Consider the following 21,499-nt stretch of genomic DNA (forward strand, 5'->3'; position numbering starts at 1 on the left):
GGGGCTGAAATTATTTATACATTTATTTAATAAAGAGAAAGGAGTTAAGTTATGAAGTTAATGTTAAGATATCTGAAAAGATATCCCAGACTAATTCTGTTAAACACTATAGGAATCTTTAGTTTCGTAGCAGTACAGCTTGGAATCCCTACAGTTATGGCATGGATGATTGATAACGGAATAGGCAAAGGCGATATAGATTATATTAAAAAGATGGGAGGAATCATGCTGATTGTCTGTATCCTTGGAGGTGCAGGAACCATTTTATTAACTTTCGCTTCTTCAAGAATTTCAACCTATATGATTCGTGACATCAGAAATGATGTTTTTGCTCAGTCACAAAAATTCTCTCACACAGAATATAATAAATTTGGTGTATCTTCAATGATTACGCGAACAACAAATGATGCATTTCAGTTAATGTTGTTCTCCAATTTGTTGTTTCGAACGGCACTTTTGGCGCCTGTGATGATTTTTATCAGTGTTTTTATGACGATCAAAACCAGTGTGAATCTTTCTATGGTTATCGGAGGAAGCCTTCCATTTATCGTAGCGGGTGTTATTATCATTGCCAAAGTGACCAATCCGCTTTCCGAGAAGCAGCAAAAGGGTATGGACCGGCTGAACCGGATTTCAAGAGAAAGTTTAACAGGGGTTCGTGTGATCAGAGCCTTTCGAAAAAGTGAATATGAAGCAGAACGCTTTGCAGAGACCAATGAATACTATGCTTCTAATTCCAAGAAGTTATTTAAAATCATGTCATTTACACAGCCGGCCTTTTTCTTCTTATTGCATATTGCAATGATGGCAGTGTTTTGGATATCAAGTGTAATGATTGATAAAGGTACCTTACAGGTTGGGCAGTTAGTTGCTTTCTTAGAGTATCAGTTCCATGCAATGTTCTCTATTATGCTATTTTCCATGGTATTTGTAATGTATCCGAGAGCGCAGGTATCTGCAAACCGTATTCAGGAATTATTAGATGAGAAACCGTTGGTGGAAAGTCCTTTAGAGGGGATCACGGCTGAAAATAAAGGTATCGTGGAATTTGATCATGTTACGTTTCAGTATCCGGATGGGGAGCTTCCCGTTATAAAGGAGGTTTCCTTTACTGCGGGCAAAGGAGAAACCGTTGCGTTTATTGGAAGTACAGGCAGCGGAAAGAGTACATTAATTAATTTAATTCCAAGATTTTATGATGTAACAGACGGTTCTATTAAAATTGATGGTGTGGATATACGTAACTATGACTTAAAGGCACTCCGTCAAAAAATTGGCTTTATCCCTCAAAAAGCATTTCTATTTAAAGGAACCATAGAAGAGAACCTTAAATTCGGCAATCCCAATGCAACTCCGGAAGAAATAGATCATGCAATTGAAGTGGCACAGGCAAAGGAATTTATTGAGAATAAGCCGGATAAATTGCAGGAATATATAAGTGAAGGTGCAAAAAATATATCAGGCGGTCAAAAACAGCGAATTTCCATTGCAAGAGCATTGGTCAGAAAACCTGAAATCTACATTTTTGATGACAGTTTTTCTGCTCTTGACTATAAGACAGATGCAACTTTACGTGCCGCACTTAAGGAAGAAACAAAAGAATCCGTTGTATTCATTGTTGCACAAAGAATTAGTACAATCATGAATTCGGACAAAATAATCGTACTAAATGAGGGCGAAGTGGTTGGCATGGGAACCCATAAAGAATTATTAAAGTCATGCAATGTGTATTATGAAATTGCAGATTCACAATTAACAAAGGAGGAGCTGGAACGATGAGAAAATTATATCCGTATATTAAACCATACTTAAAATTTTTTGTTGTGGCGATTCTCCTTACCATAGGATACTCAGGCTTCTTGTCAGCGGCACCAATGGTGGAAGGTCTAATCACAACAAGGCTGAAAGATGATATTATAGATATCGCGAATAAAGTTCCCGGGGCATCCATCAGCTTTTCCTATATTATTAAAATCTTAAAGATTCTCCTTGCTATTTATATTGGTAATGTGCTCAGCAACTTTGGTTCCCAATATTTTCTCACAAATGGCATACAAAATACAATGCGTGATTTAAGAAATGATGTGCAAAAAAAGATTTCAAAGCTGCCGGTCAGCTATTTTGATAAACGTACCGTGGGAGATATTCTCAGTATCATCTCCAATGATATCGATACCATGTCAAATGCGCTGCAGCAGAGTCTGTCAAGGATATTGAGTGCTTTCTTATCCATTATTTTGGCAACAGTACTAATGTTTTATATTAATCCGGTTATGGGTGCTGTTGCAGTATTACTGATACCGGGAAGTGCTTTTATTATGAAGTTTATTATGAACCGTTCTTCCGCCATGTTTGAAAAACAGCAGGTTGCACTTGGAGACTTAAATGGTTACATTCAGGAACGGTACACTGGGCTGACCGAAATTAAACTATATGGAAAACAGGAAGATTCCATAGAACAGTTTAAGGAGATTAATGATAATCTTTGTGAAAACGGATTTAAGGCACAGTTTATATCCGGGCTGATGTCGCCGTTGATTTCGTTCATCACTTATATAGGGATTGTAGCTGTTAGCATATTAGGTGCAATATTTGCAATTACAGGAGTCATAACGGTTGGACAGCTTCAGGCATTTATCCGGTATATCTGGCAGTTAAATGAGCCGCTTGAGCAGGTGGCACAATTATCTGCCTCCATTCAGTCTGCCATGGCAGCAGGGGGAAGAGTGTTTGAATTTCTCTCTGAAACAGAAGAAGTACCGGAAGCCTCCAACCCGGTAAAAATAGATAACCTGCAGGGAAATGTTACCTTTGAAGATGTATCTTTTGGTTACAGCAAAGATAAAATGCTCATTGAGCATTTAAATATTAACGTGAAAAGCGGTCAAATGGTAGCAATTGTCGGTCCCACCGGTGCCGGAAAAACCACGCTTATCAACCTCTTAATGCGTTTTTATGACGTAAATGAAGGGGCAATCAAGGTTGACGGTGTAAAGATTAAGGATATGAAACGGGATGATCTTCGTTCGATCTTTGGTATGGTGCTGCAGGATACCTGGCTATTTAACGGAACGATTGCTGATAATATCAAATACGGGAAAGAGGATGCAACGCGGCAGGAGATTGAAAATGCTGCAAAAACAGCTAATGTAAATCATTTTATCAAAACACAGCCAGATGGCTACAATATGATATTAAATGAAGAATCCTCAAACGTATCAGTGGGTGAAAAACAGCTTTTAACAATCGCGCGGGCGTTTTTAGCAGACCCGGCCATTTTAATCCTTGATGAGGCGACAAGTTCGGTTGATACCAGACTTGAGTTAATGCTTCAGACAGCTATGAAAAATATCATGAAGGGCAGAACAAGCTTTGTTATTGCGCACCGCCTTTCAACCATTCGAAATGCGGATTTAATCCTTGTTATGAATAACGGAACGATTATTGAACAGGGAAACCATGATGAATTAATAGCAAAGAAGGGATTTTATGAAAAACTGTATATGAGCCAGTTCCAAAATCAGGCTTAAATATAGTTCTAATTAATTTAAGCAGGCTTTCGTTTTCGAGAGCCTGCTTTTGGTTAAGGAATCAATCCCATTATTCTATTTCTTTCAACTTTTCCAGAACGTCCAACACTTCCCAAAGCCCGTTTATGGAGTAAGCCGCCAGGCTGCGGTCAAAACTAAACCTGTCATCAATGACGGAGGTAACGGTCATTCCTGCCCCGTGTCCTGCCATGATCCCGTAGGTGGAATCCTCCACTACCAGGCATTCCTTTGGCTCACATTTAAGGGTGTTCGCCGTATGGAGATATATTTCCGGATTAGGCTTACTTTCCTTAAATTCCTCGCCGCTTACAACGTAGTCAAAGTCACCTTTCAGCCCGCAGCTCGTAAGCACATCTTCAATTCCTGCCCTGCTGGTAGAAGATGCAAGGGCCACCAGATAGCCTTTTCGGTGAAGCTCCCTTAAAAGCTCCGGGACTTCCTTTCTTAAGATGGAGGGGTAGTCCGGGCGGCAATCGGCCCAAAGTCCTGCATACAATTCCTGGAAAGCAGGGGAATCCACATCCTCTCCGATCACACCGCTTATTATTTCCATAGTCCTTTTGGTGGTGGACCCCACCACGGCAAACAGCGCCTCTCTGCTGATATTAGGGTAAAGAAGCCTCAGCTTTTCATATATATGGTCTAAATATATGATTTCGCTGTCAATCAGGACTCCATCCATATCAAATATAACTGCTTTTATCATTGATTCAATTCCTTTCTGCCATACAGGGCTAAACCCGGCCTTTGGTCAGCTTACACCATTAAGTCCGCGCTTAACAATAATTATACTATCAAAGGAATTATATCACAATGCCAACTGGCAGCCCACTTAATATAGTAACCTTTTTTTAATCCTTTTAATAAGATAATGGGAATCAGGCATTGCAATTAGGGCAGGAAAATATTATAATACGGAAATGCAATTTCATAGTTGAAATACCAAGGAGGCACACATGGTACATGTTAAAAACATACTTAAAATTTTTACCGGTGATATAAAACGCATTGCGCTTAACCCGGTAGCCGTTATTATTGCGCTGGGGCTTACGTTGATACCGGCTTTATACGCATGGTTCAATATTGCTGCCAGCTGGGATCCCTATGCCAATACAAAGGGACTTAAGGTTGCTGTTGTCAACCTTGACAAGGGGGCTTCCATTGACGATATATTTGACTCGGATATCGATGATTCTTCCATTAATATTGGTGAAATGATCCTGGATGAACTCAGAAAGAATGAGCAGATAGGCTGGCAGTTCGTCAACAAGGAGGTGGCAATCGATGGAGTGGAATCCGGGAAATATTATGCGGCTGTCATCGTTCCCGAGGATTTCAGCCAGAAAATATCAAGCGTTCTCACCTCTCACATTGAACGGCCGGTGCTTGAGTACTATGTAAATGAGAAGAAAAATGCCATTGCCACAAAGATCACGGGCAAAGGGGTGGAGAGCGTACAGCAGCAAATCAATGAAACCTTTATTAATTCCACCTCAAAGGTAGCTGGGAAGGCCTTAAATAAATATTCAGATAACTGGAGTGTTGACAAGGAAACAGACAGGAACGATGCCATCACCACTCTTACTGATGTAAAAACAGACTTGGATCAGCTGGTGGACACCATCACCATGCTTCAGTCCACCCTCCACACCGTCAACAGTTTAAATGGCGGCATGAAGGGAACGCTCCCTGATGTGAGCAAAATGATTGATTCAGGCGGACAAACGGCTGAAAGTGCAAGAACTCTCATCGATTCGTCCAGAGGGTTCTCTGATACAATGACAGGAGGAATTAAAGATACCCTGGATCATATCAGCAAGGTAGAGGAATCCGTGTATGAATCCTTTCAGGTGATCGGCAAGCTGTCGGATACCTCCGCTGATGGGGCTTTGGATGCATTAAAAGCCACGGAAAATCTGGTTGAAGGAAGCATCAGCCAGTGCAACAGCGTAAATAAGGTATTAGGGGAAATTAACCAGAAGCTTCCCATTCCTCTGAAAGAAATAACAACTCTTCAGCAGAAGCTTACGGATACCGTTAAGCAGCAGCAGGATCTGGCCAGGAAGCTGCAGGCTGCACAGCAGACGATAAAGCAGACAAAAAGGCTGCCGGATAATATGGAAAAGGATATTGGAGATTCTCTTGATGGGGTTTCTAATTCCATATTAGACGTTCTTAACTTTTATACCGGTAAGGTGGAAATCCCCTTAAAAGACAGCCTTGATAAGACCTATGATGCCCTGGGCACCACTGCAGGGGCTTTAGACAGCATTGGGAGCATGGTGGGGCAGATCGATACTACCCTTGACAGCGTAACTGCCTCATCCCAGAGTCTGATCGAAGCTTTGGACAGCGCCGTCAGCCTGATGAACAGGAGCCAGGAACGGGTGGATGATATGATCGACAGTGTGAATAAGCTGGCGGATAATGAGAAGCTGAATAAGATCATGGATATTATGAAGAATGATCCGGATCAGTTCAGTGATTTTATGAAGATGCCTGCGGATATGGTTACCAACAAGATTTATCCTGTAGAAACCTACGGTTCTGCCATGGCTCCGTTCTATACCATTCTGGCCATCTGGGTGGGAGGACTCATTTTGGTGGCACTGGTAAAGTGTAAGGTGGAAGAGAACAGGTCGGAAGGTCTTAAGCTGTATGAGACCTATTTTGGACGGTATCTTACCTTTATGACGTTTGGAATCGCCCAGGCGCTGGTGGTGTCTCTGGGAGATCTGTATATGCTAAAGATCCAGTGCCTTTATCCAGGGAAATTTGTGCTGGCAGCCGTGGTAGCCAGTATCATATTCACCAATATTATTTATTCCATGACGGTTTCCTTTGGAGACGTGGGCAAGGCAATTGTGGTAGTCTTTATGGTCATTCAGGTGGCAGGCTCCGGCGGCACGTTCCCTATACAGGTAACTCCCCGGTTTTTCCAGGTTGTAAACCCTCTGCTTCCCTTTACCCACCTCATCAATGCCATGAGGGAGTGTGTGGGAGGTATTTATGGAAATGATTACTGGAAAGACATACGAAATGTACTGGTCTATATTCCCATATCACTGTTGGTTGGAATCGTATTACGGAAGAAGGTGTTAAAACTGAATGAATTTTTTGAAGAAAAACTCAGCCAAACAGGAATCATGTAAGCCGGGAAAAGGAAAGAGGCCGTCTGGAATCCGGCGGCGGCTGGCCTGGGCCGGCGGGGTGGTACTGCTTTTAGGGATTCTTGGTGTTTGGATGTGGCACGATCTTCCTGTGCATTATGCAAAGTTTTACCTGACCCGCTCGGCGCTCCAGACTAGAGGGAGGCTAATGGATCTGTGGGGCAGGGACCAGGAAGGAGCTAAGGAGGATTCCTTAAAGCTGATAGCAGATGAAGTGGAATGGAATGGTCATTCGGTGCTGATCCTTCCGGGAGGGTTTGGGATCAACTGGAAGGAACAAAGGGATGAGGGAAATACCTTTGCCCAGGGAAGCCTTGACGTGTATTTTCTGGGTGCTGTAAGAGACGGAGTCCATTACCTGGCGGATAAGGAAAATGCTTTGATTTCCGTGCCAGGGATTAACGGAACGACCATAAAAACCAGCCAGGATACATTAAAAAAGGTTCTGGGATTCTCCATTGTCCCGGATGAGCGAAACCACTTAAGAGATCAGCTTGAAACCTTAAAAAAGGATACCATCAGTATGGTGAACCAGAGCCATGTGGAATTTGTTGGAAGGGATGAGAATGGCGTAACAATTAAGGCATTGGTCCCTTCCGGCATCTTTGACTCTTATGTGAGCAAGATAGGAGCGCTGCTTAAAGAAGGCCCTGGAAAGGATATGAAACAATGGGGACAGATGTTAGAAGAACGGAAAACCCAGGGAGAGACCCAGGAAATTCTATTTACCATTGACAAAGGACTGCATATAACGGAGATTAAAGCAGAGGGGCTGTCTGATATGAGCCTTTTAATGGAATCCAATGGCGGGATCCAGCTGGCAGGAAGTGTCATGCTTAAAGAGCGGGAACTTCATATGAGTGCAAAGGTCTATTTCGGCAATGGGCAGGAAGGCAAGAGGGCATTTCAGATCCCCGAATTAAATATTACATATCAAAATGAGGGGTTCCGGCTTGGACTGAAACTGAGCGGAGGCTATGAAGGCGGTAAGATTTCCTCTGAAGCCCTGGAATATGGAAAGCTGTCTGAAACAGAGGCAGAATCCTCCGGGGACGGTTTACAGAAGGTCAAGGATGAGTTCCTTAAAAGAGCCGGAGAATTAGGTCTTGACTTATATAAGTAAATAAAAAAATCTATTGACAAATACAACTGTAACTTTTATAATAACAGTAAAGATACTGAAACTTACAAAGTTACAGTTATCCGGCAGGTAATAATCCAAAAAACGGGGATATTTAAGGCAATTGTGATAAAACTATAAAAAAGAAGACCGTTGTGAATAGTGAATGAAAGGCGCTTTTCGTGAATACACAAAAAGCAAGTCAAGAAGGAGGAACATGATATGGCAGTGATAACATTAACACAGGAAAATTTCCAAACGGAAGTAGCAAATAACAGCGGCATTGTGCTGGTGGATTTCTGGGCGACCTGGTGCGGTCCCTGTAAGATGTTTGCACCGATAATAGACGAAATTGCAGACGAGAATCTCCCGGACGTTAAGGTTGGCAAGGTGGATGTAGACCAGCAGCCGGACCTGGCTGGGCAGTTTAGGGTCATGAGCATTCCTACACTTGTACTTTTCAAGGATGGAAAGGCAGCAGTCACTTCCGTAGGAGTTAAGTCCAAGAAAGAAGTTCTGGAAATGATTGAGAAATTAAGATAAATATGCGCTAACAGGCCACGGGTCATCCGGATCACCGGAAGGCCGGTGGTTTTTTTAACAGATATTTACTGTTTGCAGATGCCATTTTATTTGTATAATTGATTGCATAAGTAGTTGTTGACATTCCCCTATACAGGAAGGATTATACTAAGTTCATCTGCATAAGGAAGCTTATAAATGAAAGGTAATCGAATATTTAACTCTTAGACAATGCACAAGCTTATGGGGGTTACTATGGAAGAAAAGAAATTGTATTCAATTGGGGAAGTTAGTAAGATCTGTAATATTTCTACAAAAGCCTTGCGGTTTTATGATAAAATCGGGATCATATCCCCTGATATGATCTGCAAGGAAAACAGCTACCGGTATTATAACAAAGAGTCCCTTCTGACTGTTCCGGTGGTGAAATACTACAAGCAAATGGGTTTTAAACTGGAAGAGATGCAGGGGCTGGTGGAAGGAAATACTTATTATTACCTGGAACAGAATTTCCGCAATAAGATTGACCAGCTATGTCTTCAGGAGCAGCAGATCCATAACAGCTATATTGCAGTTAAGGACTGGTATGAGCTGATACAGGAGGCCAAACTGGTGCTCCAGAATGATGTACATGATGTTGCTGTAAAATATATACAGCCCATCACCTATTGCGGTATGGAGCAGGACTTTGACTATAATTACATGGAATCCATCATTAATATAGAATGGACCAATCACTTAGAATCAGCTGAAAATGAGATCACGGGGCCGGTAATTTTAAAGTTCGATGCGTTTGAGGAAAAGATGGTTGGCAAGTGCAGCCGCACCAGAATCATGCAGCAAGCCATTCATCCATGCAGGGGCTGCTTGAACCGGCAGATCTTTGGAGGGTTTATGGCTGCATCGGTTTATCATATCGGCAAGCATGAAACCATTGATGAGGAGTATGAGAAGATTCTTAACTGGGCGGCTAAAAAAGGCTATAAGTGCGGAAAAGAAAGCTTTGAACGGTATGTGGTAGATTACTGGACCACCAGAAACCGGGAGGAGTTTGTTTCAGAGGTAATTGTTCCAATATACAGAGAATAAGGGAGCATGTTGTAAGGGTTGGCTTCCCTGGATACAGTATACAAGAGGTGCTGTTCCAGGGGAGCCTTTTTGCTATTCCCGGATGTGGCCGTTTCTCCCAATATTTGGAGCATAAAAAAGTTTAAAAACCTGTTGACATTTCCCCTAGGGGGAAGATTTATACTAAATGCATAGAAAAACACAAAGCGTCTACTTAAAATTAGTAACATTAACTGGCGTGATGTGTTTTCTAAACGTTTTCAGCTGAACGTAAAGAAAAAAGCAGTGAAACAGGCTAACTTGAATTTTGTGCAGTATCAAATGGGGAAGGAAAACTTAGATGACGGAAGCACGAAAGAAATTTAAAGCAATTGGCATTACGACAGGCTTAATATCCGGTCTTATGTATGGGTTATATACCACATTCGTTTTAATTGCCGGCTATTACAAGCCTCTTGCCGGAGCAGTTGGATTGTTTGCTGCTCCCTATGTAACCTCAGGCCTCAATGATTTGTTTGCAGGCCTCTGGCTGACCGCTTATAACGTTAAGACCGGAAGAATCCGGGAAATCGGAAGAAGCTTAAGCCTGTTCCCGGGAAAAATCATTCTGATCGGATCTCTGGTGGGCGGACCCATAGCAAGCGGTGCTTACCTTATGGGACTTGCCATGGCAGGAGCCTATGCAATACCGATTTCCGCCATGTACATACTCTTTGGAGCATTGTTTGCAAGGATTTTCTTAAAGCAGAAAATCGTTCCGAGAGTAGGCATTGGTATGATGATCTGTGTGGTTGGAGCGATTGTCATTAACTGGGTAAAGCCGGAAGGCAGCACTAATTTTACCCTTGGGATCATCTGCGCGTTTGTTGCAGCCATCGGCTGGGCTCTGGAAGGAGTATTTGCAGCTTACGGAAGTGCCATGCTGGATACCGATGTGGTAATCAACATACGCCAGCTGTTATCCGGTATTGTGGATTTGATTGTTATTCTGCCGCTGGTGGGAGGCATGGGACTTTTAAAGGGTACCCTTTTTGCACTGCCGCCGGTTGTGTGGCTGCTGGTTTCCGGACTTTGCGCCGCAATATCCTACTTGTGCTGGTATAAATCCAACAGTACAATAGGCTGCGCCATGGGAATGTCACTGAATATTACCTACGCGTTCTGGGGCGTGCTGTTTTGTATCCTGTTCTTAAAACAGCCATTGACCCCGACCATAATCATTGGTTCCATTATTATCATTCTGGGCGCGGTTTTAGTATCCGTAGACCCGTTTGAATTGCTCAATAAAAAGGAGGAAGTAAGCAATGAAATTTGATGCATTAGGAATGATTGAAACAAAGGGCCTGATCGGTTCTATCGAAGCTGCAGATGCAATGGTAAAGGCAGCAAACGTTACTCTGGTAGGAAAAGAATTTGTCGGCGGCGGACTTGTTACCATTATGGTAAGAGGTGATGTAGGTGCGGTGAAGGCAGCGACCGATGCAGGTGCGGCGGCAGCCCAGAGAGTTGGAGAGCTGGTTTCCGTTCATGTAATTCCTCGTCCTCACGCTGAGGTTGAGACCATTCTTCCGAAAGACAAAAAGGAGTGTAAATAATGAGTAACCAAGGAATGACATCTGGATCCGCGGATGCAAAAATGGCGGTAATAAACAAAAAATTCAGGACAACCGGTATGACAACCGGTGCATTATCCGGACTGACATACGGAATCTATACCGTACTTGTACTGGTGGCCGGATATTATGAACCTCTTGTCAGTGCGGCAGGACTTTTGGCAGGACCATATGTATGTTCCGGCTTAAATGATCTTTTCGCAGGAATCTGGCTGACTGCTTATAATGCAAAAAGCGGCCGTATCCGTGAGATGGGAAGAAGCCTTAATACATTCCCTGGTAAAATGATCGTTATCGGATCCCTTCTTGGCGGCCCCATTGCCAATGGCGCTTATCTGGTAGGTCTTGCCATGGCAGGTGCCTATGCGATTCCGATTTCCGCATTATGCAGTTTGTTCGGAGCAATTTTTGCATGGATCTTCTTAAAACAGAAAATTACCAAGAGAGTCATGATGGGTATGCTGGTATGCGTAGCCGGTGCCATCATCATCAACTGGACAAAGCCGGAAGGCAGTGATAACTTCACCCTGGGAATTATATTCTCCTTTGTCGCAGCCATCTGCTGGGCTTTGGAAGGTGTATTCGCCACTTACGGCGGAGCCATGATTGATACCGATGTGGCGGTAAACTTACGCCAGCTGATTTCCGGTATTGTAGATTTATTCGTGATCCTGCCAATCGTTGGCGGCATGGGACTTCTGGGCGGAACACTTTTTGCAGGAATTCCAGCCATCTGGCTTGCAGTATCCGGCTTAAGTGCCGCAGTGTCATTCCTTTGCTGGTATAAGAGCAACTCCACGGTTGGATGTGCTGTAGGAATGTCCTTAAATGTAACCTATGCGTTCTGGGGAGTTTTCTTCTGTATCCTGTTTTTGGGACAGGCAGTGACACCTACGATTGTAATCGGTTCTTTTGTAATCGTATTTGGTGCGATTCTGGTAACCATGAATCCACTGGATTTATTCAGGAAAGGGGAATAAAGATATGTTATTACCTGCAAGAACAGCGGTTTTAAATTATTTATACGGAGTAAAAAATGCGGATATCGGCCAGATCATGGAGGCTTTAAAGCCCCTTTACGGCGGAGAGCGCCAGTTCACCAAAGATCGTTATTTGGATCATGTCATGTCTTTGGAAGCAAACGGTATGGTCAACTTAAGCAGCTACGACCTGGATCAGAACGGGGAGCTTCGCATGTGCTACGAAATCAACGATGACGGAAGAAGCGCAGTTGACAAATATGTGGATAAGAAATACCGCAAATAAAAAAGTGGAGGTTTACGAAGGTGAGATATTACGGAGATGAAGCTTTAGGGCTGGTAGAGACCGTTGGACTGGTTCCTGCACTGGAAGCAGCAGACAAGATGCTCAAGGCAGCTGATGTAGAATTGATTTCCTATGAAAACGTAGGTTCCACCCTGGTGACCATTATGGTAAAGGGTGATGTGGCAGCGGTACGCTCCTCAGTCGATGCAGGTGCGGAAGCAGCGGCAGCCATCGGTAAGGTGACTGCAAAGAACGTGATGCCAAGACCCATCAAAGAGGTCGGCGACATTGTATCAGTGCACGATATTGACGCATAGAGAAAGGAAAACAGTATATGGAAAGATATGAAGCCCTGGGCTCAATAGAAACATTTGGTCTGGTATTTGTTCTCGAAGCGGCGGATGCAATGTGCAAGGCGGCAGATGTGGAACTCATCGGCTATGAAAATGTAGCTTCCGGTTATATTTCTGTATTGGTACGGGGAGATGTGGGAGCCTGCAAGACGGCTGTGGAAGCTGGAATCAAGGCAGTAAATGATATGGGAGCAGAAGTTTACAGCTCCGTAGTCATACCAAGACCTCATCCCCATCTTGAAAAAATCATCAGACGATATGCCTTAAATACTGCTCCTGAACAGGAATAGCAGGCATCCCGGATGAAGGGAGAATAGGAAATGAGTTTTGTAGATAAAGACCTGCTCTCCATACAGGAGGCAAGGATTTTAATGGAGGGTGCACGGGAGGCCAGAAAGACCATGCTTACCTTCCCCCAGGAAAAGCTTGATCTCATTACCGGCGCCCTGGCTTCGGCAGCAAAGGAAATGGCGGAGGAGCTGGCGGTCATGTCCGCGGAAGAAACCGGATATGGACGTTTCCAGGACAAGTACGTGAAAAACACCTTTGTCTGCAATTTCCTGCCGGAACGATTAAAAAATATGAGATGCGTCGGCATCTTAGAAGAAGATCCGCAGTTAAAGACCATGGCAGTAGGCGTTCCTGTGGGCGTGATTGCCGCCCTGACGCCGGCAGTGAGCCCGGTTTCTACCGCCATCTACAACGTACTGATTGCCGTTAAGTCAGGCAATCCCATCGTTATTGCCCCTCATGAAAGGGCAAAGAAGGTAACGGGCAGACTGCTTGACCGGCTGATAGAAGCAGGAAAAACCTGGGGGCTTCCGGAAGGAGCCATCGGGTATTTAAAGACAGTGACAAGGGCAGGAGCCCTGGAACTGATCCGTCACCCTGCAGCGGCCATGGTGGTCAACACCGGAGTCCCGGAGTTATGCCGGGAGGCAGCGGAAAGCGGAAAGCCATATATTTACGGCGGTACTGGAAACGGACCGGTCTTTGTGGAACGGACTGCCGATGTCAGACAGGCGGTAGAGGATATCATTGCCAGCCGTACCTTTGATTACGGTATCGTGTCTGCGGCCGAGCAGTATATGGTGGTAGACAGCCTCATTGCAGCAGAAGTAAAGGCAGAGATGTTAAAGAATGGCGCCTACTTCATGAATGGGGAAGAGGAGAAAAAGCTGATCGAACTCCTCTGCCTGGAAAGCGGGAAGGCGGATACGGAAATCATGGGAAGACCGGCAGCAGAGCTTGCAGTCAGAGCAGGATTTACGGTGCCTGAGTCCACCACGGTGCTGGTTTCCGAACAGAAGTATATTTCTGACAGGAATCCGTTTGCAAGAGAGCTTCTGTGTCCCGTACTGGCCTATTACATCGAAGATGACTGGATGCACGCCTGCGAGAAATGCATGAGCCTTCTGGTTAACGAAAGCCATGGACATACCCTGGTGATCCATTCCAGGGATGAAGAAGTAATACGCCAGTTCGCCTTAAAGAAGCCGGTGGGCAGAGTTCTTGTCAATACTCCTGCCACCCTTGGCAGCATGGGAGCCACAACGAACCTGTTTCCAGCCATGACTCTTGGCAGCATTACGGCAGGTGCCGGAATCACGGCTGACAACGTTTCGCCCATGAATTTCATCTACATCCGGAACGTGGGATATGGAGTCCGGAATGCCAGGGAATTCCTTGGGGCCGGGAAGAACGCTTCAGGCGGATATGAGAAAGCTCCTGAGACAAAGGGGAGCTGTGAGGATGCGAAAGCACTCCTTAGGCAGATTTTAGAAACCTTGTCCAAAGAGCTTGATGATAAGTGTTGAAAGAAAAGCGTCTTTCAACCTTGAATTTGTGAATCAACTGGATATGCAAGCATATCCCCTTGATTCATTAGGCGGCAAATAATTGAAAGAGAGGGAAACCAGATTGGATATTCGTGAATTTTCAAATAAATTTGTGGAAGCAACGAAGAACATGACACCAGAAGAAAGAGCTTCTCTGATGAAGATGTTTGAAACTGTTTCCGATGAAATCAACAAAAAAGAGCCAGTTACTCAGGCAGCAGCATGCTGTGAGGGAGGAACAGAGATACCGGCTGGCATTACTCCAAGACTTCAGAATTTAAAGGAAAACTATTTAAAGCATAAACCATCTATTACGACCTACCGTGCTCGTGCTATTACCAAGATTGCAAAAGAAAATCCTGGTATGCCAAAGATCATGCTTCGTGCAAAATGTTTCCGTTACTGCTGTGAAACAGCACCCCTGGTCATTCAGGACAACGAGCTTATCGTAGGCGCTCCCTGCGGCGCTCCCCGTGCAGGTGCATTCTCCCCTGATATCGCATGGAGATGGATGGTAGATGAGATCGATACCATCGGAACACGTGCTCAGGATCCGTTCTACATTTCTGAAGAAGACAAGAAAATCATGAAAGAAGAGCTGTTCCCTTACTGGTCCGGCAAATCTGTCGATGAGTATTGTGAGGATCAGTACCGTGAAGCAGGCGTATGGGAATTATCAGGAGAATCCTTTGTATCTGACTGCTCCTACCATGCCATCAACGGCGGCGGAGACTCAAACCCCGGTTATGATGTGATCCTTATGAAGAAGGGCATGCTGGATATTCAGCAGGAAGCTAAGGATCATTTAGAAGAACTGAAATATGAGAACCCTGATGATATTGAGAAGATTTATTTTTACAAATCCATTATCGATACTACAGAAGGCGTTATGATCTACGCAAAGAGGCTTTCCGAGTATGCAGCAGAGCTTGCAGCAAAGGAAACCAATCCAAAGCGTAAGGCAGAACTGTTAAAGATTTCTGAAGTAAATGCTTACGTTCCTGCTCACAAGCCAAGAACCTTCTGGGAAGCGATTCAGGCTGTATGGACCATTGAGTCTCTGCTTGTAGTGGAAGAGAATCAGACCGGTATGTCCATCGGACGTGTGGATCAGTATATGTATCCATTCTACAAAGATGATATTGAATCCGGACGTATGAATGATTTTGAGGCATTTGAGCTTGCCGGCTGTATGCTGATCAAGATGTCTGAGATGATGTGGATCACCAGCGAAGGCGGTTCCAAGTTCTTTGCAGGCTACCAGCCATTCGTAAACATGTGCGTAGGCGGTGTGACCCGCAGCGGACATGATGCTACCAATGATTTAACTTACTTACTTATGGATGCAGTCCGCCATGTAAAGATTTACCAGCCATCTCTTGCATGCCGTATCCACAATAAGTCCCCGAAAAAGTACATGAAAAAAATCGTAGATGTGGTACGTTCCGGTATGGGATTCCCGGCTTGCCATTTTGACGATGCCCACATCAAGATGATGCTTGCAAAAGGCGTATCCATTGAAGATGCACGTGATTACTGCCTGATGGGCTGTGTAGAGCCTCAGAAATCCGGACGTCTGTATCAGTGGACCTCCACTGCTTATACCCAGTGGCCGATCTGTATCGAGCTTGTTTTAAACCACGGCGTTCCGTTATGGTATGGCAAGCAGGTTTGCCCGGATATGGGTGACTTAACAAGCTTCAAGACCTATGAAGAGTTTGAAGCAGCTGTAAAAGAAGAAATCAAATATATTACAAAGTGGACTGATGTTGCCACCGTTATTTCCCAGCGGGTTCACAGAGACTTAGCTCCAAAGCCACTTATGTCCATCATGTACGAAGGCTGTATGGAAAAAGCCAAGGATGTATCCTCAGGCGGCGCAATGTACAACTTCGGACCTGGTGTGGTTTGGTCTGGTCTGGCTACCTATGCAGACTCCATGGCAGCGATCAAAAGGCTTGTATTCGAAGAGAAAAAATATACACTGGAGCAGTTAAACCAGGCGTTAAAGGCTGACTTTGTAGGATATGACCAGATCCGTACCGATTGCCTCAATGCTCCGAAATACGGAAATGATGATGATTATGCAGATTTAATTGCCGCTGACCTGGTTGACTTTACAGAGCATGAGCACAGACAGTATAAGACCTTATACTCTGTTTTAAGCCATGGTACCTTATCCATTTCCAACAACACCCCATTCGGACAGCTGACAGGCGCTTCTGCCAACGGCCGTAACGCATGGCTGCCTCTTTCCGACGGTATCAGCCCGACCCAGGGTGCAGACTTCAAGGGCCCGACCGCTATCATCAAGTCCGTATCCAAGCTGTCCAATGACAGCATGAACATCGGTATGGTTCATAACTTTAAGATCATGGCAGGACTTTTGGATACTCCGGAAGGAGAAGAAAGCCTTATCACCCTGCTTCGTACGGCATGCATGTTCGGAAACGGCGAGATGCAGTTCAACTACTTGGACAACAATACCTTAATTGAGGCTCAGAAGCATCCGGAGCTGTACCGCGACTTGATCGTCCGTGTAGCTGGCTATAGCGCATTCTTCGTAGAGTTATGCAAGGATGTACAGGATGAGATCATAAGCAGAACCATGCTGACACATTTCTAAAAGAAAACGGAGATAAATCATAATGGACCATGGAATGACAGGAGAGATTGAACGTAAGGCGTTTATCTTTAACGTGCAGAAGTACAACATGTATGACGGACCGGGAATCAGAACCCTGGTATTCTTTAAAGGTTGTCCTCTCCGGTGTAAATGGTGCTCCAATCCAGAAGGAATGGTGCGGAAATTCCAGGTGATGTTTAAGCAGAATTCCTGTACAAACTGCGGGGCGTGCGCTGATGTGTGCCCCGTAGGAATCCATGTGATGTCCAGTGAGACCGGGAAGCATGAAATCAAACGGGATAAGGATTGCATCGGATGCATGAAGTGCAAGAATGTCTGCCCCAATAAAGCGCTGACCATTGCCGGAGAGGTTAAGACCATTTCAGAACTGCTTAAAATTGTGGAAGAGGACGCTGCCTTTTATGATATTTCAGGCGGCGGCGTAACCCTTGGCGGCGGCGAAGTGACTGCCCAGCCGGAAGCAGCTTTAAACCTGTTAATGGCCTGCAAGCAGGAAGGAATCAATACGGCCATTGAGACCTGTGGTTATACCAATACGGAAACCATTTTAAAAATTGCGGAGTATGTGGACTTATTCCTGTTTGATATCAAACACATGGACCCTGTCCGCCACAATGAGCTGGTTGGTGTGAACAATGAACAGATCCTTACCAATCTTAAGGAACTGCTTCACCACCGTTTCAATGTGAAGGTCCGGATGCCCATGCTGAAGGGGATCAATGACAGCCGGGAAGAGATCGATGCGGTCATTAAATTCCTGATGCCCTTCCGTGATTACAAGAATTTTAAAGGAATTGACTTACTTCCGTATCATAAGCTGGGCGTGAACAAATACAATCAGCTTGATATGAAATACCCCATTGATGGTGATCCAAGCTTAAGCGCAGAGGATTTAGACCGGATCGAAGGGTGGATGAAAGAATATCAGTTCCCGGTCACTGTGGTAAAGCACTAAGAAAGGGGAAGAGGCCATGATTGAGATGCAGCGTGTCATAGAGGAGTCCGTTCCGGGCAAGCAGGTGACCATAGCCCATGTAATCGCATCTCCCATACCGGAGGTGTATGAATGCCTTGGCATTGATGAACTGGGTGCCATCGGAATTCTCACTCTGTCCCCTTTCGAAACCTCCATCATTGCGGCGGATATTGCGGCAAAGGCAGCGGACGTTGAAATTGGCTTCTTGGACCGTTTCACAGGCTCTGTGATCATTGCAGGCGATGTGGACAGTGTGGAAACCGCTTTGAATGCGGTATGTGATACCTTAAACCGCGGGCTGGGTTATATGGTGCCTGCGGTAACAAAAACATGAGAAAAAAAAGAATCATGATCATCGGTCCCTGCGGCAGCGGGAAAACTACCTTGGCTAATACCATTAACGGCTTTACCGGTCCTGCCAGGAGAACCCAGAACATGGTATATGGGGAAAAGACTCTGGATGTACCGGGGGTTTACTTGGAAAGTCCCTGGATGCATAAACATATCATTGCGGCGGCACAGGATGCCTCCCATGTGCTGATGCTGGTAGACCAGTCATCATGCCGGGAAAGTTATCCGCCTGGATTTGCAAAAGTGTTCCGAATCCCTGTGATCGGTGTGATTACAGGAAGCGGAGAAAAACCGGAAAATGATGAGTGGTGTATCCGTCAGTTAAAAAAAACCGGAGTTCCGGAGCCATATTACCATATCAATCTGTCTGAAGGGACCGGTCTTCATGAATTAATGAAAGCATTAAAATAAAAGGAAAGGAGGGAAATGTAACGTGGAGCAATTTGTAATGAATACAAAGGTATATATGGGATCTTCCTGTCTTGAAAAAATGAAGGAACTTCCAGTGACAAAGGCTTATATTATCTGCGACCCCTTTATGGCCCAGTCCGGAAAGGTGAACTGGATCACAGAGCTTTTGCAGGAGAAGGGGAGCAGCTATGAAGTGTTTTCTGAGGTAGTGCCTGATCCGACCATTGAAGTAGTTTCAAAGGCCATTGGCGGAATGAAGTGCTTTGGTCCGGATACAGTGATTGCCCTTGGCGGCGGCTCTGCCATTGATACGGCAAAGGCTGCAAGCCACATCTACAGTCAGATGGGAAATGAGAAACTGTGTTTGATCGCAGTTCCCACAACCAGCGGTACCGGAAGTGAAGTAACTAATTTTTCTGTAATATCCGATCCTCAGGCCCAGGCAAAATATCCGCTGCGTTCCGATAGTATGGTGCCGGATGCAGCCTTTCTTGACCCCCGCTTTACGGTATCGGTTCCGCCTCACATTACAGCGGATACCGGAATGGATGTTCTGACCCATGCCTTAGAAGCCTATGTTTCGACCAATGCAGGTGATTTTACTGATGCCTGCGGGGAAAAGGCTGTAAGGCTGGTATGGAACTACCTGGCACGTACTGTAGAAGATGGAAGCGACATGGAAGCCAGAACTCACATGCACAATGCATCCTGTCTGGCCGGAGTTGCTTTTAACGGAGCTTCCTTAGGGCTTTGCCACAGCATGGCACATGCGCTGGGTGCACGCTTTCACATTCCTCACGGAAGAAGCAATGCAATCCTGCTTCCCCATGTCATCAGCTACAACGCTGGTCTGGAAGATGCCGGAGAACAGATAGCCTGCGCCAGATATGTGGCGATCGCAAACATGCTTGGAATCGCGGCAGGAACAGATAAGGCCACGGTACACGGCCTGGTGCGTCACATCAAGAATCTGATGAACAAGATCAAAATACCTCAGCAGATTACAGACTTAAAGATTGATAAAGACGAATTTGAACAGGCTGTACATGAAATGGCGGAAAAAGCCCTGGCTGATAACTGCACATTGACCAATCCAAGAGTGCCTGCGGTAGAAGAAATTGAAGCCATCTACCGGAAATTGTGTAAGGGGGGCTATTAATGAAATTCATCACCGAAGACGATTTGAGGATTTTATTTAAAAAAGAACCCTTTACCTCCTATGATCTCCCTGTGGGAACCAGACTGACACCCGGAGCGCGCCAGTTCCTGGTGGATAAGAAGATTCCCATAAGTGACGATCCTATGATGGTAAAACGTAAAAATGAAAAACCTGCAGAGAAAAAAGAAGAAGCACCGAAAAAAGAAATCTGTCAGGATCATTTTTTATTAAAAAAGAAAACCCTTCAGGCACAGTTTCTGGAGGCTGGTCTTGAATTATTAAATCGGGACGTGCTGTTGGCAGAGCAGATATTTGACCTGGAACGAAAGCTTTCTGATCTTGGGAAAGAAGGCAGGGAAGTGGAAATCCCATTAGAGCCATGCACCGGATTTCATAAGGAGAACTTTAACCAGCCTTATGAGGACTGCTTCGAAATCACAGGTTTTCATGCACAGTCAGAAAAGGGAAAGGAAATCCTTATTCTGCACCGGCTGCGCTGCATCGTAAGAGAACTGGCGGCGGAAACGGAAAGTGGGATCCTTAACCCGGTAATCAACCGCTTATCACAGATGATATGTCTGGAATATGGAGGGAAAACATGTCAAAGGAAGTAATAACATTTGATGGCTGCAATGAGCTGGTGAGCCAGTTTGAAGCAGTTGTTAAACAGCCCGTTAAGGGAAGCTCCTCTGTTTATTATACCGGAGTCGATCTGGGAACAGCGTGTGTGGTACTGGCCGTGCTGGATGAGAATTACAAACCTGTGGCAGGTGCTTACCGGTATGCGGATGTGGTCCGGGATGGAATGGTCGTGGATTACATCGGTGCCATCCGGATCGTACGGGAGCTGAAAGAAGAACTGGAGGAAAAGCTGGGCACAGAATTGCTTTATGCGGCTGCAGCCATTCCTCCGGGCACTGATTCCCTGGACGGAGGAGCGATTAAGAACGTGGTCCAGGGAGCCGGATTTGAAATAACGGCCCTTCTCGATGAACCTACGGCGGCAAATGCTGTTTTAAAAATTAAAAACGGTGCAGTCGTGGATATCGGAGGCGGCACCACCGGAATCTCCATTTTAAAGGATGGAAAGGTGGTGTATGTAGCGGATGAACCAACTGGAGGAACTCATTTCTCCCTGGTGGTCTCCGGTGCTTATCAAATGTCCTTTCAGGAAGCAGAGGTTTATAAACGGAAGGAAGAACACCATAAAGAACTGCTGCCGGTCTTAAAACCGGTTGTGGAAAAGGTTGCTTCCATCATAAGCCGCCATATCAAAGGACATGATGTGCAGGAAATCTATCTGGTAGGCGGTACCTGCTGCCTTACCGGAATTGAAGCAATCATTGAAAAACAGACGGGAATCAGGACACGCAAACCTGAGAACCCAATGTTTGTAACACCTCTTGGAATCGCATTTTCCTGTACGCAGGAAGAGCTGGCATAAAGGATGTGGA

The 21,499-nt window shown here is 45.1% G+C and carries 21 protein-coding genes; 20 read left to right on the forward strand and 1 reads right to left on the reverse strand.

Annotated features, from left to right (window positions below; translation table 11 throughout):
- Nucleotides 1–51: 51 nt before the first annotated feature.
- Complete coding sequence (locus tag ABFV83_RS18240; protein WP_349945858.1) at nucleotides 52–1,779, forward strand: ABC transporter ATP-binding protein; 1,728 nt, start codon at nucleotides 52–54, stop codon at nucleotides 1,777–1,779.
- On the forward strand, nucleotides 1,776–3,530 hold the full coding sequence (locus tag ABFV83_RS18245; RefSeq protein WP_349945859.1) for an ABC transporter ATP-binding protein: 1,755 nt from the start codon (nucleotides 1,776–1,778) through the stop codon (nucleotides 3,528–3,530). Before ABFV83_RS18240 ends, ABFV83_RS18245 begins: the two co-directional genes overlap by 4 nt.
- A 70-nt stretch (nucleotides 3,531–3,600) precedes the next feature.
- Here ABFV83_RS18245 and ABFV83_RS18250 read toward each other — a convergent pair whose 3' ends face one another.
- Nucleotides 3,601–4,257, reverse strand: a complete 657-nt coding sequence (locus ABFV83_RS18250) for an HAD family phosphatase (protein ID WP_349945861.1) — start codon at nucleotides 4,255–4,257, stop codon at nucleotides 3,601–3,603.
- A gap of 250 nt (nucleotides 4,258–4,507) precedes the next feature.
- On the opposite strand from ABFV83_RS18250, the gene ABFV83_RS18255 reads away from it, so the two are divergent.
- The 18 genes from ABFV83_RS18255 (at nucleotide 4,508) to eutJ (ending at nucleotide 21,489) form a co-directional block, all read left to right on the forward strand.
- Complete coding sequence (locus tag ABFV83_RS18255) at nucleotides 4,508–6,703, forward strand: YhgE/Pip domain-containing protein (protein ID WP_349945863.1); 2,196 nt, start codon at nucleotides 4,508–4,510, stop codon at nucleotides 6,701–6,703.
- Nucleotides 6,660–7,844, forward strand: coding sequence for a hypothetical protein (locus tag ABFV83_RS18260; protein WP_349945865.1), 1,185 nt, complete (start codon nucleotides 6,660–6,662; stop codon nucleotides 7,842–7,844). Before ABFV83_RS18255 ends, ABFV83_RS18260 begins: the two co-directional genes overlap by 44 nt.
- Before the next feature lie 219 nt (nucleotides 7,845–8,063).
- A complete protein-coding gene (trxA, locus tag ABFV83_RS18265) occupies nucleotides 8,064–8,384 on the forward strand; it encodes a thioredoxin (RefSeq protein WP_349945867.1) in 321 nt (106 codons plus the stop codon).
- 234 nt (nucleotides 8,385–8,618) lie between these two features.
- Nucleotides 8,619–9,452, forward strand: a complete 834-nt coding sequence (locus ABFV83_RS18270; protein WP_349945868.1) for a MerR family transcriptional regulator — start codon at nucleotides 8,619–8,621, stop codon at nucleotides 9,450–9,452.
- A 319-nt stretch (nucleotides 9,453–9,771) separates the two neighbouring features.
- On the forward strand, nucleotides 9,772–10,746 hold the full coding sequence (locus tag ABFV83_RS18275; protein WP_349945869.1) for a DMT family transporter: 975 nt from the start codon (nucleotides 9,772–9,774) through the stop codon (nucleotides 10,744–10,746).
- Entirely contained in the window at nucleotides 10,736–11,026 is a 291-nt protein-coding gene (gene eutM / locus ABFV83_RS18280; protein WP_349945871.1) for an ethanolamine utilization microcompartment protein EutM, read from the forward strand. Before ABFV83_RS18275 ends, eutM begins: the two co-directional genes overlap by 11 nt.
- Nucleotides 11,026–12,024: a DMT family transporter gene (locus tag ABFV83_RS18285; protein ID WP_349945873.1), complete on the forward strand. Its 999-nt coding sequence runs from the start codon at nucleotides 11,026–11,028 to the stop codon at nucleotides 12,022–12,024. Before eutM ends, ABFV83_RS18285 begins: the two co-directional genes overlap by 1 nt.
- 4 nt (nucleotides 12,025–12,028) lie before the next feature.
- On the forward strand, nucleotides 12,029–12,310 hold the full coding sequence (locus ABFV83_RS18290) for a hypothetical protein (RefSeq protein ID WP_312441077.1): 282 nt from the start codon (nucleotides 12,029–12,031) through the stop codon (nucleotides 12,308–12,310).
- 20 nt (nucleotides 12,311–12,330) lie between these two features.
- Nucleotides 12,331–12,627 (forward strand): BMC domain-containing protein, encoded by a 297-nt coding sequence (locus ABFV83_RS18295; RefSeq protein WP_054738270.1) that lies wholly within the window; start codon nucleotides 12,331–12,333, stop codon nucleotides 12,625–12,627.
- A 17-nt stretch (nucleotides 12,628–12,644) separates the two neighbouring features.
- Nucleotides 12,645–12,953 carry a BMC domain-containing protein gene (locus ABFV83_RS18300; protein WP_054738271.1) on the forward strand — a complete coding sequence of 103 codons (309 nt, stop codon included), beginning with the start codon at nucleotides 12,645–12,647 and terminating at the stop codon, nucleotides 12,951–12,953.
- 30 nt (nucleotides 12,954–12,983) lie between these two features.
- Entirely contained in the window at nucleotides 12,984–14,480 is a 1,497-nt protein-coding gene (locus tag ABFV83_RS18305) for an aldehyde dehydrogenase family protein (RefSeq protein ID WP_349945875.1), read from the forward strand.
- Nucleotides 14,481–14,562: 82 nt separating this feature from the next.
- A complete protein-coding gene (gene cutC, locus ABFV83_RS18310; protein WP_349945877.1) occupies nucleotides 14,563–17,127 on the forward strand; it encodes a choline trimethylamine-lyase in 2,565 nt (854 codons plus the stop codon).
- 22 nt (nucleotides 17,128–17,149) lie between these two features.
- Nucleotides 17,150–18,103, forward strand: coding sequence for a choline TMA-lyase-activating enzyme (gene cutD, locus ABFV83_RS18315; protein ID WP_349945879.1), 954 nt, complete (start codon nucleotides 17,150–17,152; stop codon nucleotides 18,101–18,103).
- Between the two features lie 16 nt (nucleotides 18,104–18,119).
- Nucleotides 18,120–18,458 (forward strand): BMC domain-containing protein, encoded by a 339-nt coding sequence (locus tag ABFV83_RS18320; protein ID WP_349945881.1) that lies wholly within the window; start codon nucleotides 18,120–18,122, stop codon nucleotides 18,456–18,458.
- Nucleotides 18,455–18,886 (forward strand): EutP/PduV family microcompartment system protein, encoded by a 432-nt coding sequence (locus ABFV83_RS18325; RefSeq protein WP_349945883.1) that lies wholly within the window; start codon nucleotides 18,455–18,457, stop codon nucleotides 18,884–18,886. Before ABFV83_RS18320 ends, ABFV83_RS18325 begins: the two co-directional genes overlap by 4 nt.
- Before the next feature lie 22 nt (nucleotides 18,887–18,908).
- Nucleotides 18,909–20,045, forward strand: coding sequence for a 1-propanol dehydrogenase PduQ (locus ABFV83_RS18330; RefSeq protein ID WP_349945885.1), 1,137 nt, complete (start codon nucleotides 18,909–18,911; stop codon nucleotides 20,043–20,045).
- Nucleotides 20,045–20,659, forward strand: coding sequence for a hypothetical protein (locus tag ABFV83_RS18335; protein WP_349945886.1), 615 nt, complete (start codon nucleotides 20,045–20,047; stop codon nucleotides 20,657–20,659). The genes ABFV83_RS18330 and ABFV83_RS18335 overlap by 1 nt, the downstream gene beginning before the upstream one ends.
- Nucleotides 20,644–21,489 carry an ethanolamine utilization protein EutJ gene (gene eutJ / locus ABFV83_RS18340; protein ID WP_349945888.1) on the forward strand — a complete coding sequence of 282 codons (846 nt, stop codon included), beginning with the start codon at nucleotides 20,644–20,646 and terminating at the stop codon, nucleotides 21,487–21,489. Before ABFV83_RS18335 ends, eutJ begins: the two co-directional genes overlap by 16 nt.
- The last annotated feature ends 10 nt before the right edge of the window (nucleotides 21,490–21,499 follow it).

Source organism: Lacrimispora sp. BS-2 (assembly GCF_040207125.1).
GTDB lineage: Bacteria > Bacillota > Clostridia > Lachnospirales > Lachnospiraceae > Lacrimispora.

Bases quoted from the DNA above. Each gene is read 5' to 3' on its own strand.
- ABFV83_RS18260 (WP_349945865.1), top strand. From the start codon at position 6,660: ATGAATTTTTTGAAGAAAAACTCAGCCAAACAGGAATCATGTAAGCCG.
- ABFV83_RS18275 (WP_349945869.1), top strand. From the start codon at position 9,772: ATGACGGAAGCACGAAAGAAATTTAAAGCAATTGGCATTACGACAGGC.
- ABFV83_RS18255 (WP_349945863.1), top strand. From the start codon at position 4,508: ATGGTACATGTTAAAAACATACTTAAAATTTTTACCGGTGATATAAAA.
- trxA (WP_349945867.1), top strand. From the start codon at position 8,064: ATGGCAGTGATAACATTAACACAGGAAAATTTCCAAACGGAAGTAGCA.
- eutM (WP_349945871.1), top strand. From the start codon at position 10,736: ATGAAATTTGATGCATTAGGAATGATTGAAACAAAGGGCCTGATCGGT.
- ABFV83_RS18320 (WP_349945881.1), top strand. From the start codon at position 18,120: ATGATTGAGATGCAGCGTGTCATAGAGGAGTCCGTTCCGGGCAAGCAG.
- cutD (WP_349945879.1), top strand. From the start codon at position 17,150: ATGGACCATGGAATGACAGGAGAGATTGAACGTAAGGCGTTTATCTTT.
- ABFV83_RS18300 (WP_054738271.1), top strand. From the start codon at position 12,645: ATGGAAAGATATGAAGCCCTGGGCTCAATAGAAACATTTGGTCTGGTA.
- ABFV83_RS18325 (WP_349945883.1), top strand. From the start codon at position 18,455: ATGAGAAAAAAAAGAATCATGATCATCGGTCCCTGCGGCAGCGGGAAA.
- ABFV83_RS18250 (WP_349945861.1), bottom strand. From the start codon at position 4,257: ATGATAAAAGCAGTTATATTTGATATGGATGGAGTCCTGATTGACAGC.
- ABFV83_RS18270 (WP_349945868.1), top strand. From the start codon at position 8,619: ATGGAAGAAAAGAAATTGTATTCAATTGGGGAAGTTAGTAAGATCTGT.
- ABFV83_RS18305 (WP_349945875.1), top strand. From the start codon at position 12,984: ATGAGTTTTGTAGATAAAGACCTGCTCTCCATACAGGAGGCAAGGATT.
- ABFV83_RS18290 (WP_312441077.1), top strand. From the start codon at position 12,029: ATGTTATTACCTGCAAGAACAGCGGTTTTAAATTATTTATACGGAGTA.
- ABFV83_RS18240 (WP_349945858.1), top strand. From the start codon at position 52: ATGAAGTTAATGTTAAGATATCTGAAAAGATATCCCAGACTAATTCTG.
- ABFV83_RS18245 (WP_349945859.1), top strand. From the start codon at position 1,776: ATGAGAAAATTATATCCGTATATTAAACCATACTTAAAATTTTTTGTT.
- ABFV83_RS18285 (WP_349945873.1), top strand. From the start codon at position 11,026: ATGAGTAACCAAGGAATGACATCTGGATCCGCGGATGCAAAAATGGCG.
- ABFV83_RS18335 (WP_349945886.1), top strand. From the start codon at position 20,045: ATGAAATTCATCACCGAAGACGATTTGAGGATTTTATTTAAAAAAGAA.
- eutJ (WP_349945888.1), top strand. From the start codon at position 20,644: ATGTCAAAGGAAGTAATAACATTTGATGGCTGCAATGAGCTGGTGAGC.